General features: G+C 68.2%; 11 protein-coding genes and 2 pseudogenes. 3 read left to right on the forward strand and 10 right to left on the reverse strand.

Annotation, left to right across the window (positions count from 1 at the left end; translation table 11 throughout):
* Nucleotides 1–96: 96 nt before the first annotated feature.
* From ACIRHA_RS00740 to ACIRHA_RS00755, 4 genes are all read right to left on the reverse strand, one after another.
* The gene (locus tag ACIRHA_RS00740; protein ID WP_403838343.1) at nt 97–996 is read right to left on the reverse strand and encodes a hypothetical protein; all 900 of its coding nucleotides are present in this window, start codon (nt 994–996) and stop codon (nt 97–99) included.
* 531 nt (nt 997–1527) lie between these two features.
* Nucleotides 1528–1773 (reverse strand): hypothetical protein, encoded by a 246-nt coding sequence (locus ACIRHA_RS00745; RefSeq protein ID WP_403838345.1) that lies wholly within the window; start codon nt 1771–1773, stop codon nt 1528–1530.
* A 458-nt stretch (nt 1774–2231) separates the two neighbouring features.
* Entirely contained in the window at nt 2232–6725 is a 4494-nt protein-coding gene (locus tag ACIRHA_RS00750; RefSeq protein ID WP_403838347.1) for a hypothetical protein, read from the reverse strand.
* Nucleotides 6726–6861: 136 nt separating this feature from the next.
* Nucleotides 6862–7710: a hypothetical protein gene (locus ACIRHA_RS00755; protein WP_403838349.1), complete on the reverse strand. Its 849-nt coding sequence runs from the start codon at nt 7708–7710 to the stop codon at nt 6862–6864.
* Nucleotides 7711–7972: 262 nt separating this feature from the next.
* Between ACIRHA_RS00755 and ACIRHA_RS00760 the strand changes: the two genes are divergently transcribed.
* Together ACIRHA_RS00760 and ACIRHA_RS00765 are read left to right on the forward strand one after the other, a co-directional pair.
* On the forward strand, nt 7973–8221 hold the full coding sequence (locus ACIRHA_RS00760) for a transposase (RefSeq protein WP_403838351.1): 249 nt from the start codon (nt 7973–7975) through the stop codon (nt 8219–8221).
* Nucleotides 8128–8481 (forward strand): annotated as a pseudogene (locus ACIRHA_RS00765) (citrate/2-methylcitrate synthase); the annotation flags it as partial. The gene ACIRHA_RS00760 and the pseudogene ACIRHA_RS00765, both read left to right, overlap by 94 nt.
* An 852-nt stretch (nt 8482–9333) precedes the next feature.
* On the opposite strand, the pseudogene ACIRHA_RS00770 reads toward ACIRHA_RS00765, so the two are convergent.
* The 4 genes and pseudogenes from ACIRHA_RS00770 to ACIRHA_RS00785 all read right to left on the reverse strand — a co-directional run.
* A pseudogene (locus ACIRHA_RS00770) lies at nt 9334–9648 on the reverse strand (hypothetical protein); the annotation flags it as partial.
* A gap of 409 nt (nt 9649–10057) precedes the next feature.
* Complete coding sequence (locus tag ACIRHA_RS00775; protein WP_403842229.1) at nt 10058–10246, reverse strand: hypothetical protein; 189 nt, start codon at nt 10244–10246, stop codon at nt 10058–10060.
* 544 nt (nt 10247–10790) lie between these two features.
* A complete protein-coding gene (locus ACIRHA_RS00780; RefSeq protein WP_403838353.1) occupies nt 10791–11681 on the reverse strand; it encodes an acyl-CoA thioesterase in 891 nt (296 codons plus the stop codon).
* 82 nt (nt 11682–11763) lie between these two features.
* On the reverse strand, nt 11764–14277 hold the full coding sequence (locus ACIRHA_RS00785; RefSeq protein WP_403838355.1) for a DUF3516 domain-containing protein: 2514 nt from the start codon (nt 14275–14277) through the stop codon (nt 11764–11766).
* A 193-nt stretch (nt 14278–14470) separates the two neighbouring features.
* Between ACIRHA_RS00785 and ACIRHA_RS00790 the strand changes: the two genes are divergently transcribed.
* Complete coding sequence (locus ACIRHA_RS00790) at nt 14471–15265, forward strand: metal-dependent hydrolase (protein WP_403838357.1); 795 nt, start codon at nt 14471–14473, stop codon at nt 15263–15265.
* A 29-nt stretch (nt 15266–15294) separates the two neighbouring features.
* Here ACIRHA_RS00790 and ACIRHA_RS00795 read toward each other — a convergent pair whose 3' ends face one another.
* Nucleotides 15295–15945, reverse strand: coding sequence for an anti-sigma factor family protein (locus tag ACIRHA_RS00795; RefSeq protein ID WP_403838359.1), 651 nt, complete (start codon nt 15943–15945; stop codon nt 15295–15297).
* Complete coding sequence (locus ACIRHA_RS00800; protein ID WP_403838361.1) at nt 15926–16531, reverse strand: RNA polymerase sigma factor; 606 nt, start codon at nt 16529–16531, stop codon at nt 15926–15928. Before ACIRHA_RS00800 ends, ACIRHA_RS00795 begins: the two co-directional genes overlap by 20 nt.
* Nucleotides 16532–16648 lie beyond the last annotated feature (117 nt).

Genomic DNA, 16648 nt, shown 5'->3' on the forward strand with positions numbered 1-16648 from the left:
CGCAGCATCCGACCGCGCCTGGATTTTAAAGCGGTTTCTCAGGAGACCTACCTACTTTGAATGAGTGATGCCGTCGTCATGGTGCGGATGGGGACATCAGGCATTTCGGTCCTGCGTACGATCTCCGTCCCGCAGAGGTTGAAGGAGCACGTGGCCGGATCCGGGGGGTGTCACCTGCGAGGGGTCAAGTGCGGGTGTACTCGATGTACCGAGGGTTCGAGGGATCACCACCCTGTTCTCACCGAAGTACCGTCGGATGGAGTCTTGACGCGTCGTACGCATCCATAGAGGAGCCCCGATGAGGATGCTGCGAACGCCATCCAGCTCCGGGTCCACCCGGAAGTCCCACCGTCCCGGAGTAAGGACCACGTCCCTGTAAACGAGAGCGACGTACTCGGTCGCGTCAAACCCCAGCACTGTGTAAGCACGGGTCTCGGGACGCCCCTGATGGGCAGCGGGTTCGCTGTAAATGCCCTGCGACATCGCGACCTTGAGGATCTCTACGGCAAGCTGCTCATCGTCGAACGGAAACTCGTTTCCCGTCCGTGTGCTCACCTCTGCACCCCGGAGGGCGATGAACTCCTCGATCATTGGGGCAGCCGACGAGGTCCACCCGTCGGCAGAGTCCTCCTCCGGGACAGTGAACCCCCTCAGGTTCTTCAGGCTTCCGAAAAAGCAGAGATCGACTCGCCCCTCCCGCGTGATTGCCTGTGTGTGAATCACAGCAGTGCGTTGCTGGAGGCGGTGCTGCGGGTACCCCCACGTCTGGAAGTCCGCCACCTCGGCATGGCCGGCCCCCTGAACGAGTTGCCCAGAAGCCGGGGTACTGAAGTCCGTGATGAGCGACTTGCCGAGCTTCTTTTTGAGCTTCTCGGCGACGTCGAAGGTGGTGTTCTCCTGGTCCCTGCCAGCGAGGGTGACGCTATTGCCCGCCAGACCGAGATTGAGTGCGGGCTTGATGCGGGGGGCAAGCCGGACCCCGTTGTCGTCGATCACATCGGTGACTAGACGCTGGGACCAGTACACGTACCGGCCTACGGGTTGGCTCAACCGCCTGCCTCCATCGCGTATCAGGGCCAGTTCGAATACTGCGGCCGCTCAGGTAGGGAAGGACGAACAGAGCCTCGCATGAGGTTCCCAAGACTCCCGCCCGTTACCGGCCCGCGTGTACGGCCTTCGAGCGGTCGGGCGTCGGACTGGATCTGGCCGACCAGGACGCGCCACGTCTCCCCTTCGTCTTTCGGGCGCCGCGCAGGAACGACACCGCCATCCCAGAAGAAGTGAACAGGGCCAGGTCACGACCGTCGCCAACTATCAGAATGCACGGGACTCCCGAGAACGAATCAGAAGATCAGAATCGTCCCGACGCCTTCGTTGGGACGCCCCCGCCTGGGACCGTCCCAACGAAGGCGACAACTCCCTGATAAGACCAGGTCCGCCTGCTCCCTCTGTTGGGAATGGACAACTGTGTTACGGGTTTGAGGAGTGGTTACTCGTACCCATCCGCCGGGGGAGCGCGCCCAGGATCTACTCGTAGGCTGGGGGCTCGGGGACGGCTGGCGACGCCGGTTCGGGACCGGGCAGGGACAGGGGAGTCTGGCGGATCGTCGTGACGTTCGCCGCCTCCTGGTCGAGTTCGGCCGGCAGAGTAGACAGTTCTGCGATCTGCGGGCGGACGGTTTCCTGTCCGGCGGTGATCTCCCTGTCGCGGCTCTCGAGCTGCACCAGGGCCGCGCCGAGCGTGAGGTCGGGGTCGCTGATGCTCCGGGCCATGGCTATGGCGGCTTCTCTTGACCCCACCGAGGCGACTCCAACTGGTCACACTTCATGGGCGTATGGGAGCGTTAAGGGCGAATGGCGACGCGAAGTGGCCCCATCGCTGCTCTTGCGGAGGGACGCTGGTCGGGGTTCTGTCGCGGGTAGTGGCATCGCTTGTTGTTGTCCAAGCAGGATCTACTCGACCGGATCCGTCGGGACAGTTGGCAGCAAAAGTTGTCGATCCGGTCGTTGTCACGGAAGTGAGGAGTACAACGTTGGCTGGTCCGGGAGGCGTTGGTCTCGTCGAAGGTCGCGCCGCGCAAGGTGTCCAGGCGCGTCTAGCCGCACATGGAGCCGTACAAGAAGACGGTCGATACGTGGCTGCGTGAGGATCTCGAGGCGCCGCGCAAGCAGCGGCACACGGCGAAGCGGATCGGCGCCCGGCTCGAGGGTGAGTTCGGGGTGGCGCTCGCTCAGTGGATGACTTGTTGCGGAAACGGCTCGTCCACTGCCAGCGACAGGAATCCACCCGCTCCAGCGGCGAACAGCGAAGCATCGCGTGCCACAAGGTCGCTGACATGGACGGGGACCGGCAGATGTAGCAGCCCCTCTGGGGCCGAGGGGTCGCGAAGGACTATTGCGTCGCCCAGGAGGTGGGCTGTCAGGGGGCGGCCGTGGCGGTCACGCACTGTACACGGGCAGCGGGCCTCCCCCATGTGGGCGTCGTACCTGTGCTCGTAGAGCAGTGAGCCGGTGCGCGCGTCCCAGCCACGCAGGGCCGCGCCGCCCGAGTAGATGTGCGTGGTGGCCAGCACCGGTTCGCGCGCCGCAATGGTCATGGAGGCCAACCCGTTGGTCCATTCGCCCTTGCGTGACAGGTCCGCGACAGTCTGGCCGGTGCGTGGATCCCAGAGGAGCAGCGAGCCGTTCCTGCTGCCCGCGGCCAGGCGTGCGGTCGCGTCGGACAACTGGGCGAATCCCAAGGTCAGGACCGGCCCGTCCGCCGTAGGCGCCCCCGGGATTTCCGCCAGACCCGACCCGGTCCAGCGCCACGTCCATACCTGTCCGCGGTCGGTTCCTGCGGCGAGCAGCAGACCCGTGCCCTTCCCCAGGTCACCCCAGCGCAGGGTGGTCACGTTGCCCCGGTCCAGCGCCGTTCCGCCGGGGGCGGTCGGTTCGGGCACGGTCACGCTGGCCAGAGAACTTCCGTCGGCCACGTCCATGACGTGGATGTCTCGGTTGACAGCCACGGCGAGCAGGCCCCGGTTGCGTATGTCCGTCGCAGTGTCCACGCTGCCGCAGTAGCCGAGGCCGGTGTGCCGGACGAGTTGGCCGGCGAGGGGAGCGAACAGATACAACCCGTGGGCCGTGGACACGGCCAGCCGTACGGTGTGAGGCTTGTCCACCCCTGCCCATGCGCTCATGTGAGGGGTGTAGCCGGATGGGACGGCCAGCCGGTGCAGCAGCTGACCGGCGGTGTTCCAGATCCTGACGCTGCCGTCGTCGGCGGCTGTGGCCAAGTACGTGCGCCTGTCGGCCTCGAAGGGGATGAAGGCGTTGATCGTGCCGTGGTGCAGCCGCTCGTCGTCCGCCGCTGTCAACGGGGTGAGGTTCCACAGCCGGGCGCTGCCGGGCCCGCCGCCGACCAGGTAGGGAGCCCCTCTGCGCGACTGCCCGAAAGCCATGGCTCTCATGGACATGTTCGGTGCCGCGGCCAGCCGCAGCGTGCCCGACTCGTCCCACACCCGCACGCCATTCAGGCTGTCCACGGCGGCGGCGAGGACACCGCCGTCGGCGTCGCTGCCGAGGACGGCGGCGGTGACGGTCGGTCCCGATTCCGCCGGCTCTGCGATGGCGCGCAGAGGATCGAGTTCCAACAATCGAACCGAGCCGCCCGCGTGCCCGACGGCCAGCCGGTGTCGGCCATGCAGGTCCGTAGCGAAGTCGCCGCACGTGACCTGGTCGGCATGGCGCAGTGGCTGGAAGGAGCCGTCGTCGGGATTCCATACGAACGCCGAGCCGTCCGTGACTCCTGTGGTGACGAGCAACCGTCCCCACTGTCGATGCCGTCCGCCGCCATGGATGCGGACGTTGAGGTCGTCGGGGCATTCGAACTCGGACAAGGGATGACGATCGTGCGGATCCCACAGCCGAACCCAGGCTCCGTCGGCATAGGCCACTAGGTCCGGGCCGTCCGCACGAGGGACGACGGCCGTGCCAGTGAGCAGGTGCCGTGGCTCGGGAAGGAACTGGGGCGGACTTGCCGAACCGGGTTCCCAGAACCCGACACGGCCCATTCTGGTGCCGATGAGGAAGGGACGTGCAGGGGTTATGTGCCCAAGCTCGAGGTCCTCTCCGAAGCCGCTGTCGGCTGGGATGTGCCCACGCGGTGCCAGCGTGGTTAGGTCCCACACTCCAGCCGCGCCGAGGCCACCGGCGGCGGCGAGGACGGGGAAGCCGTCCTCGTCCGTGAAGCACACCAGGCCGACCACGAAACCCATGTTGGTGTCGATCCGGTCCAAGAGGACGCATGTGTCCGGATCCCACAGGTCGATGCCCTGTTTCGTTCCGGTGGCCACGAGGGGGCGTCCGAGACGGTCGTGCCCGGTCGCCACGGACCATACCCCCCGACTGGGGGGCGAGAGCACCGCCTCGTCGGAGAAGGCTCGCAAGGCACAGGCCCCTGGGCGGGCCGCCGTTCCCGCCCAGACCAGGAGGCCCTCGGCCAGGCGGTTAGCACCCGGTGTGACGATGGAAGCAAGGGCGAGGAGGAAGGCGCGTGCGGGGACCGGCAGTTCCAGCAGCCGATGCAGCAGGGGGCGGAGCATCATGCGTATGCACAACGCCTCGTCGGCCCCGGACAGGCTCACCTCGCCGTGGAGTTGTTCGGGGTCGCAGTGCACCAGGAAGCCGCCGTCGTCGAGAAGGCGGGGCAGGAGCTCCCCTTGGCGCGCGTGCCAGGGCAGCGCGCGTCGCAGATAGGGGGTCGCGTTGGACCAGTCGCGGTCGCCTTCGCGCCCCAGGCTGTGCAACAGCACTCGAGTTATCGTCTGATGGGCGAGCCGGACGCCTTCAGAAGCGGTGTGAAATGAGTCGGCCAGCGCCTGATGGTGGAAGCGATAGGCGGTGTCACCCCGCTTGTCCAACCGGGCCACCAGGTGCGTGGAGATCCGCCTGCCGAGCAGTTCGTCCACGTCATGGGCCGTCACTTCGGCGAGGACATGGGGCTCGTCTTCGAGGGACGACAGGGCTCGGGCCGCGGCGGCCCACAGATCATCGCCGTCAAGGTCGCCCCGGGAGAGCCCAACCGTGTGGGCGAAGGCCAGAGGACGCAACAGCGCCATGATCCGGTCCGTCTCGTCCTCGCCGTATGCCGCGTCGATCTCCTGCCGCAGGGCTTCCCCGATGCTGCGCGGGAACCGGCGGCGCCAGGACGGAGCGTGGGGGTTCACCTGCACGATGTCGAGGGTGTGCTTGCGGACGACGAGGGAGGCCAGGAGGAAGGAGTGGCGTGACTGTTCTTCGATCGCCCGGGCCAGGGCCCGTCGGGCTCGGGCGTCGTCGGCGTACGGATTGGTGCGCCCGCAGAGGTTCACCGGAGCCGACAGGAGGAGTTCCGCGTAGGCGGCGATGTCGCCCGGCTCACGCCAGGGCTCCACGTCCAGGTCCAGCGGCTTCCAGTCCGGGTGCAGTTGCAGCGGGGTGATGAGTTCCGACTGACGGGCCGTGGGGCCGTCGGCGCCCAGCCCGACGGGGTGCCTGCGGGTGGCGACCAGCATCCGCAGAGCACCGCGCTCGGCTGCCTGGGCCAGAGGCCGCAGCACCTCTAGGACCAAGCGCCGGGGCTCCAGGGCCTCGTCCACGGCGTCCACCGCGATCACCGGCGGGAAGGCGGTCGATTGCCGTTCCGCCAGGTCGGCCAGATCCCTGTCGGGCGGCAGGCCAAGTGCCGCGCGGAGCCGGGCAGCGATCTCTTCCGTGGTGCGGTTGGCGGCCCACACGGTGGCAGTGAACGCGAAGTCCGGAGGCGGGGTCTGCGCAGAATCCAGCGTGACGGCTCCCGCCTCCACCCAGCGTCTAAAGTCTGGCACGGTCAGCGCTACCAGACGTGCAAGGACCGTGCTCTTGCCCGACCCAGGAGCGGCGGTGACGATGAGCACCGGCGCTCCCTGGGCATCCGTCAGCCAGGCGGTGAGACGGGCGTTGAGTCGGCGTCGCCCCGTGAACATCCAACGGGGGTCATCCGCCCGGCGGTGGGCGGGGTTCCGCGGGGCGGCGCGGGCCACTGGCGCCCACCACTCCTCCATCTCTTCCGCGTCTACACCGGTGAGGTGGTGGCGGGGGTTGGGCAGGCAGACGTTCGGGCCTAACGGGTTGATCGGGACGTACTCGACGACTTGCTGCGGCAGATCGTCCTGGATGCGGCGCAGCAGTTGCGACAGGTCGAGGTAGTCGTCACCCCGACCCGCCACATCCCATGCCTCGATCGCGGAACGCCACTGCCCCGAGAAGCCGTTGACATGCGCCGCGTCCGCGGCTCGGGCCGTGGCCACCACGTGGACTCCGGTCGCTGTGCCGGGCTCAAGATGACAGGCCGGTACGGCCGCTCTAGCCCGGTCCACGGCGTCCTGCAGCCCTGCCCCCGCCCCGCAGACGTCCAGCACGAGCAGGATATTGCGGACCTGCGCTGCCTCCTCCTGGTCGTGCAGCCCCATCAGCAGGTCACGGATCCCGAGCGCGCAGGCAGTCCGGTGGCGCCGGGATTGCCCCGTGTAGAGCCAGAGTTCGCCACCGGGCAACGTGGGCAGGACGTCCCCGTGCCCAGTCACGTAGATCGCAATGACGTCGTCGGGTCCCTTGGAAGCAAGCCAATCCGTCAGCGACCGCCGGATCTCGTCCGGGGTGGTGGATACCTCCGGCCGGTACGTGAGCGTGTCGTACCCCAGAGCACGGAACGCGGCCTCCACGTCCCGCACCTCTCGCCCCAGGGACAGCCGAGGCAGATCGCTGTCCTCGGCGTACTCTCCGATGGCGAGCAGGTAAAGCCAACGGCGGTACTTGTCCCGGACGTCAGTCATCTGGCCGCACCGCCCTGGGGAACCGCTAGAGAGGGGCGCCGAGCACGGCGTCGGCCATCGGACGGCTGGCTAGGTATGTACGCGCATTGTGGGCCCACGGCCGGAACGGACACGATTCGTCCTGGACGGCCGCACCAAACAGGGGAGCGAGCTGTTTGGGCCAGGCGACGGGGTCGTAGCGGCCGGCGATGTTCACCCAGCGCCCGAAGCCCGGAGGTAGAGACGGTGGCGGACTCAGCCGCGAGACGATCGGGCCGCAGCCCAGCGGAGAACCGGCAGTGACGAGCAGGGGCAGCTCGGCCCGGTCACCGTCCGAGGAACCATGCAGCCACTCGTAAGCCACAACCGACCCCATCGAGTGGCCGATGAGCACGGTCGGCGGCTCATTGCGCATGACCCGCTCCAGCCGCTCCCAGATGAGGTGGCGAGCATCTGGATGGGAGAGGTAGGCATGCATGTGGCGAGCGAGCCGCTGGACGCCCGCTTCCCCGAATCCCTGCAGGCCGGGCGAAGCCGCCAGACGCTGTACGACGGCTTGCGTCCACAGTGGGATGGCGGGTACGCCGACACCCTTCTGCTCCTCGTGCGGCACTTCGGCGCCAACCGAGTCCAACGCCTGTGCCCACTCCGCCAGCAGAGCCGCCGGACCTGGTTCACTCACCGGGTCGATGGGCTGCTCCTGGTCACCTTTCCAGTCGTCACGGTGCTCATCGAAGAGGTCGGCGTAGAAGACCAGTTCAAACCCGATGTCCGGTGCCGTGCCCTCAGGGGAGGCGCTGCGCAGGCCTGTCGTCAGGACATCGCGCCACGCCTTTTCGAGTTCCTCCGGCCGCTGCCGGTGCTGGTTGATCCCGTGGATCCCGACGATTCGCACCTGCTCTACCCCCGTCGCGCCAACAGACGCCCACTGTACTGTCGTTAGTCCTGGTCTGGCAGCAATCGACGGCCAACTGGCGCGCTCGTTGCCAGAGGGGGATATGTGAGTTGATGTCCGTGGTGCTGTCGACTGGACGTGTGGCCCTGATGGCTTCGGGCTGCTTGTGGGCCTGAGGGCGTGCTGGACCCCTGCCGTGACTGAGCGGCAGCTCTACTAGGGCGACTTATCCAACGAGCGTTGAGCTCTGGTGGAACCCGTGATGTCGGCCTGGGAGGCCCAACACCCCTCGGTGAGTGTGCACTCGGGCCGGTACGAGATGAGGGAGATCGTCACTGCCCTGCTCTACCAGGCGCGGAACGGCTGCCAGTGGGACTACCTGCCGCACGATCTCCCGCCGACGGGCGCGGTGAAGTACTACTTCTGCCTCTGGTTCGACTCGGTGAGGGGCTCGAGCCCGTGGAGCCGCGCGAGGATCTCTCGCACGCGGCCAACTACCTGTACATGTTGACGGGTTCGGAGCCCGACCCCGCGCATGCACGAGCCATCGAGCAATACCTGATCTCAACCATTGATCACGGATTCAATGCGTCAACGTTCACGGGCCGTGTCATCGCGTCGACCGGGGCCGATAACGCGGTCTCACTGGTCGGGGCGGTCGGGGCACTGTCCGAGCCGCTGCACGGCGGGGCGCGCAGCCGTGCGCTCGACACCCTGGACGCGATATCGGTACACCGGGATGCGGGGCGGGTGCTCGCGGCTGAGCGCCTCGACCTCGGTGGCGTTGAAGTTGTTGCCTGGTGAACTGCCCGCGCGCGGCTCACGTGCGCGCGCCCCGTCTCTGGCTGAACGCCGAGGCGTTCGGTGCCCTGCGCATCACACGCAGCGTCTGCGCTTGCGTCACCTCACTGACTGGCGGGACACGCATTACCTGGGGTGAGCCCTCGGGCGGCCTCGTGGGGCGTTTGGTGTCGCGGCGAGCCCACAGGAGTGTGTCCCTGTGGGCTCTGGTGCCTGGCCATCTCTCGAACACATCGGTGGCGTCAGGTCAGGAGGTGTCCCAGCTGCTCCAGGAGCCACTGCCCAGCACCGGTGCCGACGGCGCCACCGAGGCCGGCTGTGACGCTGCCTGCGACGAGGGCGGAGTATCGCCTCCACCGGGGACGACCTGCGCCTTCACCCTCCTGCCGGCCCGGAAGGTCGCCACCTGCGCTGTTCTCGTCCGGGTCACTAGTACGCTCGTCGGGCATGCCAAAGCTCCTCTTGTCGCAAGGGTGGGTAGCGGAATGCACGGCGGTCTCGTCGTTGCAGCGACGGGGCCGCCTCTGTGCGTGGTGTGGCCGGGGCCTACTCGTCTAACGGCGAGTCAGTCGTGGGCCGTCGGTAGTGGCGGATGGTAGATCCGAACCACTGGGTGGCACTCACACGGATTGTGCATCAATCGACTGGCTCTTCCTCCGGGTGCGATGTCGGGCCTGCAATGTAGTGCGTCGTTTGGGGCGATGGGGGCGCGGTGCTGTGTTTTTACAAGGCACTTGTCGTGTAATCCCACCCGTATGGGCGTGCGCTCTGGTGGGCGCCAGACAGCCCTCACGACCCACCACTCTTCAGGCTCCGCCTCCTTCAGTTGCTGGATGAGGCCGTCGACGATGCGGCCGAACGCACCACGGCGGGGCAGCACTTGAGTCCCCACACGGAGCACAGCGAGACACGTTCCAGTACTCGCGCATCACAGGGTTCTGGACGAGCCCGCGCAGGTGACCGAAGCGCTCCTCGATATCTACGAGGCCCGGCCAGGTGCAGGTGGAACGCATTGATGTACCAGACGTTGGTAGCGGTGCTTCTGGGCTGGGGTTGTTCTTGTCGTAGGTGTCGAACGGCGGTCAGGGACGGATCGTCGATGGCCTTGCTCGGCAACTCCCAGCGCATGCGCTGCTGATGCGCGCGGGCCCCACTTCATGCCTGGACCAAGCGCGCGGTGCTACTCGCGAGTCCGCCTCACATCAACGATTCTCTTGACTGCGTGTGGCCATGACAATCCCCGACTTAGGCGACCGCGCGCCGGTCGTCCCAGGCGAGAGGCAGGGAGCCCGAGGGCTTGGCGGCGGCCGCGGTTGGCCGCCCAACTTGCTCGTCTCCCAGGGTGTCGAGCGGCTCTGATCTGCAGCAGGCGGAGAGGAGGCGCACGGAGGGATGCTCAGTTCGCGAAAACCGGCGCCATGTCCAACGTGTGCCCCAGTGGACTCCGTTAGCAATCGTTCACTTCGCGGCCTTTCCGTCCGCTCGCATCCTGGAGCGGTATCCGTTCTGTTGCACCACGGCGAGGGCGCCCGAGTCGAGCGATGCGTCAAGAGTCTTCTGGCGGAGAACCGGTCGGGCTGCCGTCGTACGGAGGTATGTCGAAGGTGCTGCTGCGACGGCTCTCGCCGCGCCTGCCGGTGAGCTGTCCGCAACTCACGTACGGGTACACCGTCTCGGGCTTCACGCCGAGCAGCTTGACCGTCTCCTTGGTGGTCAGGCGGCGGGCCCGCTGCACCGGTGGAGGGAGGTCCAGGATTCCGCACAGCGCCTAGCGGTCCGGGGCCGGACGGGTGCCCGGGGTGCCGGAACCGCCGCTCCTTCTTCGGTAGCAGCGGCTCGATCCGCTCCCAGAGGTCGTCCAGCACGATCCACGGTGAAGTCCCCACGGCCCGGACAACGTCCAACTGAACTGCCCTGTCAGGCACGGCTGCCAGGGGCGATGCCCCTCATTGTGTAAGCCGTTCTTAGCCGGAACATCTCCACCGAGCCCGTGAAGAGTTGCAGCCGGCCCTGATGGAATCCGGACCGGCTCGCTGCCTTAGAGGCCTGGCCGAACGCCACGATGATTGACGGCTCCTCGACTGCTGGCACCTCTCGGAGCCTCCACGGCCGCCGAATCCTTCGCCACCCAGGAGAGAGTAGGCGTAGATCTACAAGTGCTGGTCAGAGCTGCGCCCGCACCACGAGAACCCGCCCTGGACGCCCGCCGCCGGAGGTAGCGTCGTGGCGCGTCCGGTCCATCGCGCTACCTGCGGCGTGCGGCGGCACCGTAATTCGAGCTAAACGTTCGAATTGTGACCTGGATTATACGGACGAAAAAGCCCTTCCTGGACCACGGAGACCAGCAGGCGGCCCTCCGTGTCGTAGATGCGGCCACGGGCCAGGCCGCGGCCACCCGTCGCGATCGGCGATTCCTGGTCGTACAGGAACCACTCATCGGCACGGAAAGGACGGTGGAACCACATGGCGTGGTCGAGCGAGGCCATGTCGAAGCCGCGCGGGCCCCACAGCGGTTCGATCGGCAGACGCACCGCGTCGAGCAGCGTCATATCGCTCGCGTAGGTGAGCGCGCAGGTGTGCACGAGCGGATCGTCGCCGAGGGGGCCCACGGCACGCATCCACACCGCGCTGCGCGGCTCGGCCGCCTCGATGTCCTCGGGTGACCAGCGCAGCCGGTCGACATAGCGGATGTCGAAGGGCTGGCGGCGGGCCATCCGCTCCAGGGCGTCGGGCAGCGCGCCCAGATGGCCCCGTACCTCGTCGGCGATCGTCGGCAGCGAATCCGGGTCCGGCACCTGCCGGGCCGGCGGCAACTGGTGCTCGAAGGCACCCTCTTCGGGCTTGTGGAAGGAGGCGGTGAGATTGAAGATCGTGCGGCCCTGCTGCACGGCGGTGACACGCCGCGTGGTGAACGAGCGCCCGTCGCGCATCCGCTCGACCTGGTACACGATCGGCACGCCGGGGCGCCCCGGGCGAATGAAGTACGCGTGCAGCGAGTGCACGGGGCGGTCGCCCTCGGTGGTGCGTCCCGCCGCCACCAGGGCCTGGCCCGCCACCTGCCCGCCGAAGACGCGTTGGAGGGACTCGTCCGGGCTGAGTCCGCGGAAGATGTTGACCTCGATCTGCTCCAGGTCGAGCAGGTCGACGAGCTTCTCCGCAGGATTCGTCATGGGGGGTTCTCTCTCGTGTGTGCGGCCGGAGGACTCCGGTGCAGGGGCGCGGCCGGAACCTACCGTCCAACCGTCCTTGGATCTACAACTGACCGACGTCCGTGACCCGGACGACGGCACGGCCCTCGGCGTCGGAGGCCGCGAGGTCGACCTCGGCGCTGATGCCCCAGTCGTGGTCGCCGTTCGGGTCCGCGAAGGTCTGGCGCACCTTCCACAGCCCGTGCTCCGGGTCCTCCTCGATCATGAGCAGTTTGGGGCCGCGCGCGTCCGGTCCTGTGCCGAGGTCCTCGTACTCGTCCCAGTACTTGTCCATCGCGTCGCCCCAGGCATCCGCGTTCCAGCCCGAGTCGCCGTCCATCTCACCGAGTTCCTCGACGTTGTCGAGCGCCGCGAGTTCGACGCGGCGGAACATGGCATTGCGGACGAGGACCCGGAAGGCGCGCGCGTTCGCCGTGACCGGCTTGACCTGGTCGGCCTTCTCCTGGGCCTCCTCGGCGGTCATCTCACCCGGGTTGGCGAGCTGCTCCCACTCGTCCAAGAGGCTCGAGTCGACCTGGCGCACCATTTCGCCGAGCCAGGCGATCAGGTCCTCCAGGTCCTCCGACTTCAGGTCGTCGGGCACCGTGTGGTCGAGCGTCTTGTACGCGCTCGCCAGGTAGCGCAGGACGATCCCCTCGACGCGGGCGAGCTCGTAGAAGGAGACGAACTCCGTGAAGGTCATGGCGCGTTCGTACATGTCGCGGATCACGGACTTCGGCGACAGCGGGTGGTCCCCGACCCACGGGTGGCTCTGCCGGTACGTGTCGTACGCGTGGAAGAGCAGCTCCTCCATGGGCTTGGGGTAGCTGATGTCCTGGAGGCGCTCCATGCGGTCCTCGTACTCGACCCCGTCCGCCTTCATCAGCGCCACGGCCTCGCCGCGCGCCTTGTTCTGCTGGGCGTGCAGGATCTGCCGCGGGTCGTCGAGCGTGGACTCCACGACGGACACCATGTCCAGGGCGTACGAGGGCGACTCCTGGTCGAGCAGGTCGAACGAGGCGAGGGCGAACGTCGACAGTGGCTGGTTGAGCGCGAAGTCCTGTTGCAGGTCGACGGTCAGGCGCACGATGCGGCCGGTCGGATCCGGCGTGTCCAGCTTCTCGACGATGCCGCCGTCCAGGAGCGAGCGGTAGATCGCGATGGCCCGGCGGATGTGCCGCAGCTGCGCCTTGCGCGGCTCGTGGTTGTCCTCGAGGAGGTGCCGCATCGCGTCGAAGGCGTTGCCCGGGCGGGCGATGATCGACAGGAGCATCGTGTGCGTGACACGGAAGCGCGAAGTGAGCGGCTCCGGGTCGGAGCCGATCAGCTTCTCGAAGGTGCTTTCCGACCAGGCGACGAAACCCTCGGGAGCCTTTTTGCGGACGACCTTGCGGCGCTTCTTGGCGTCGTCGCCCGCCTTCGCGAGAGCCTTCTCGTTCTCGATGACGTGCTCGGGCGCCTGCGCCACGACGAGGCCGGCCGTGTCGAACCCGGCGCGGCCCGCGCGGCCCGCGATCTGGTGGAACTCCCGCGCGCGCAGAGTCCGTACGCGCGTGCCGTCGTACTTGGTGAGGGCGGTGAACAACACCGTGCGGATGGGCACGTTGACGCCGACGCCGAGGGTGTCGGTGCCGCAGATGACCTTCAACAGGCCCGCCTGGGCGAGCTTTTCGACCAGGCGGCGGTACTTCGGCAGCATGCCGGCGTGGTGCACACCGATGCCATGGCGTACGTAACGGGACAGGTTGCGGCCGAACTTGGTGGTGAACCGGAAGTTGCCGATCAGCTCGGCGATCTGGTCCTTCTCCGCGCGCGTGCACATGTTGATGCTCATCAGCGACTGCGCGCGCTCGACGGCCTGCGCCTGCGTGAAGTGCACGATGTAGACGGGCGCCTGCTTGGTCTCCAGGAGCTCGGTGAGCGTCTCGGTGATCGGCGTGAGCCGGTACTCGTAGGAGAGCGGCACGGGGCGCGTGGCCGAGCGGACCACCGACGTGGTCCTGCCGGTGCGGCGCGTGAGGTCCTTCTCGAACATGGAGACGTCGCCGAGCGTCGCCGACATCAGGATGAACTGTGCCTGCGGCAGCTCGAGCAGCGGAATCTGCCAGGCCCAGCCTCGGTCCCCCTCCGCGTAGAAGTGGAACTCGTCCATCACGACCTGGCCGATATCGGCCTGCGCGCCGTCGCGCAGCGCGATGGACGCGAGGACCTCGGCGGTGCAGCAGATGACAGGCGCGTCCGCGTTCACGGAGGCGTCGCCGGTCAGCATGCCGACGTTCTCCGTGCCGAAGAGCTTGCACAGCTCGAAGAACTTCTCGGACACCAGCGCCTTGATCGGAGCGGTGTAGAAGGTGACCTCGTCGCGGGCGAGTGCGGCGAAGTGCGCACCGGCGGCGATCATGGACTTGCCGGACCCGGTGGGCGTCGAAACGATCACGTTCGCGCCCGACACCACCTCGATCAGCGCCTCCTCCTGGTGGGGATAGAGGGTGAGCCCACGCTCCTCGGACCACGACTCGAAGGCGTCGTAGAGGGCGTCCGGGTCGGCGGTCTTCGGCAGCTGATCGATAAGGGTCACGGCACCATCTTGCCTGCCTTGCGGCTCGATCCGGCAATCGGATGTCCGAGCGAAGATCACGAAGGCTACGCTGGGTCGCCGACGGGGCGTCAGCACGCGCGCGGCCCTCACGGGGCAACTCGGCGCAGCAATAAGCGACATGTCGGCACATCGCGCGCGGCCGGCACAACAGAAACAGGGGCGGAACACAGCCATGATGGGACCGGCACACTCGCTGTCAGGAGCGGCGGCCTGGCTGGGGGTGGGGGCGGCCACAACGGCGGCCGGGTACCCGATGCCATGGCCGGTCCTCCTCGTCGGAGCGCTGATCTGCGCGGGCGCCGCGCTCGCCCCGGACCTCGACCACAAGTCGGCGACCATCTCGGGCGCCTTCGGGCCCATCTCCCGCGGGCTCTGCGAGATCGTCGACAAACTGTCGTACGGGGTCTACAAGGCGACCCGCAAGCAGGGCGACCCGCGGCGCTCGGGCGGGCACCGCACGCTCACCCACACGTGGGTCTGGGCGGTCCTCATCGGGGCGGGCACCTCGGCCCTGGCGATCTTCGGCGGCCGCTGGGCCGTCCTCGGAATCCTCTTCGTGCACATGGTGCTCGCCATCGAGGGCCTGCTGTGGCGGGCGGCCCGCGGCCACAGCAGCGACCTCCTCGTATGGCTGCTCGCGGCGACCAGCGCGTGGATACTCGCGGGCATCCTGGACCAGCCCGGCAACGGCTCGGACTGGCTGTTCACGGACCCCGGCCAGGAGTACCTGTGGCTGGGCCTGCCGATCGTGCTCGGCGCGCTGGTGCACGACATCGGGGACGCGCTCACCGTCTCGGGCTGCCCGGTTCTGTGGCCCATCCCGATCGGTCGCAGGCGCTGGTACCCGATCGGTCCGCCGAAGCCGCTGCGGTTCCGGGCCGGCAGCTGGATCGAGCTGAAGGTGCTCATGCCGGTGTTCATGCTGGCCGGCGGCGTGGGGTGCGCGGCCGCGCTGAACTTCATCTGACCGACGGTCGACCCGCCGGCGGCTGGGCGTCAGCCCTTCAGGTCGGCGGACGACCAGACCCGTCCGGAGTCGTCGACGAGGTCGACCCGGTCGATCGAGCTCGCCGCTCCGTGGGCGATCCAGGTGGCCCGCCCGGACGACGGCAGCCACCAGTGGCCCGCGTCGCGGACGGAGCCGTCCTTCAGCAGGAGCCGGCACGTGTAGTAGCCGCCGGGGCTGCCCTGGGCGATCTGCATGACGACGACGCGCTGATCGCCGATGCGGCTGGGTTCGACCGTGCCCACCGTCGTCCCGGAGCCGTTGACGAGCGCCGCCCCGTGGTCGCTCGCGGTGACCGCGGGCTGCTCCGCCCGGCCGAGGTGGCCGAGGACCGTGGCGCCGACGCCTCCCGCACACACGCCGGCGAGCACGGCCGCCGCGACGAGCAGGGCGGGCCGCAGCGCGCGGCGCCGCACCGGCCGGTGCACGTCGAGGCGTTCCAGGACCCGCGCGTCGAACCCCGCAGGGGCGGCGAGCGCGGGCGCCGCCGGCAGCACACTGTCGACGGCCGCGGACAGGTCGTCGTATGCGGAGCGGCAGTTCGGGCACAGGGACAGGTGGCGCAGCAGCTCGTCCTGCCCACCGGGGAGTGTGCCGAGGGCGAGGGCGGTCAGCTCGTCCTCATCGGGGTGGCGTGCCATCGCGGCTCTCCTCCTTCGACGCCTCACGCAGCTTCCGCAGGCCGGTCCGGATCCGGGTCTTGGCAGTGCCGAGCGGGATGTCCTCGTGCCGGCCCACTTCCTGTGCCGTGCACCCGCCGAGCACCGCGAGCGCGACCGCGCGAGCCTGCTCGACCGGCAGGCCGCGCAGCCGTTGGACCGCGCGCTCGCTCTCGAGCGAGACCAGGGCGAGGCGCTCCGGGCTCTGGCTCTGCCCCTCGCTCCGCAGCGTCACATCGAGCAGCCGCTCCAGCGTCTCGGCCAGTACCGGCACGGGCCTGCGGGCGCGTACGGCATCGATCGCGGCGTTGCGCGTGATCGTCAGCAGCCAGGTGAGGGCCGAGGCGCGGCGGGCGTCGTAGCTGCCCGCGGCGCGCCAGGCCCGGACGAACACCTCCTGGCTCACGTCCTCGGCCAGAGCGGAGTCGCGGGTGACCGACAGCGCGAGGCCGTACACCGCGTCCTGGAAGCGGCGGACGAAGGCGACGGCCGCCTGCTCGTCGCCCAGGGCGAAACCGGCGACGAGCGAGGCGTCGTCGGCGCGATCGGCCCGCGAGAACAGTTCCACGCTCCCTTATACGTACGAGAGAGGTGAAGGGATTGCACGCAGTGTCCGCGTTCCGTCGAGTGGCGCAATCCCTCGGCGTCCCCCGCTCGTACAACCTCCACGAGAAGGGACGGAGTG

Source organism: Streptomyces sp. NPDC102360 (genome assembly GCF_044766085.1).
In the GTDB taxonomy this organism is placed as follows: Bacteria; Actinomycetota; Actinomycetes; order Streptomycetales; family Streptomycetaceae; genus Streptomyces.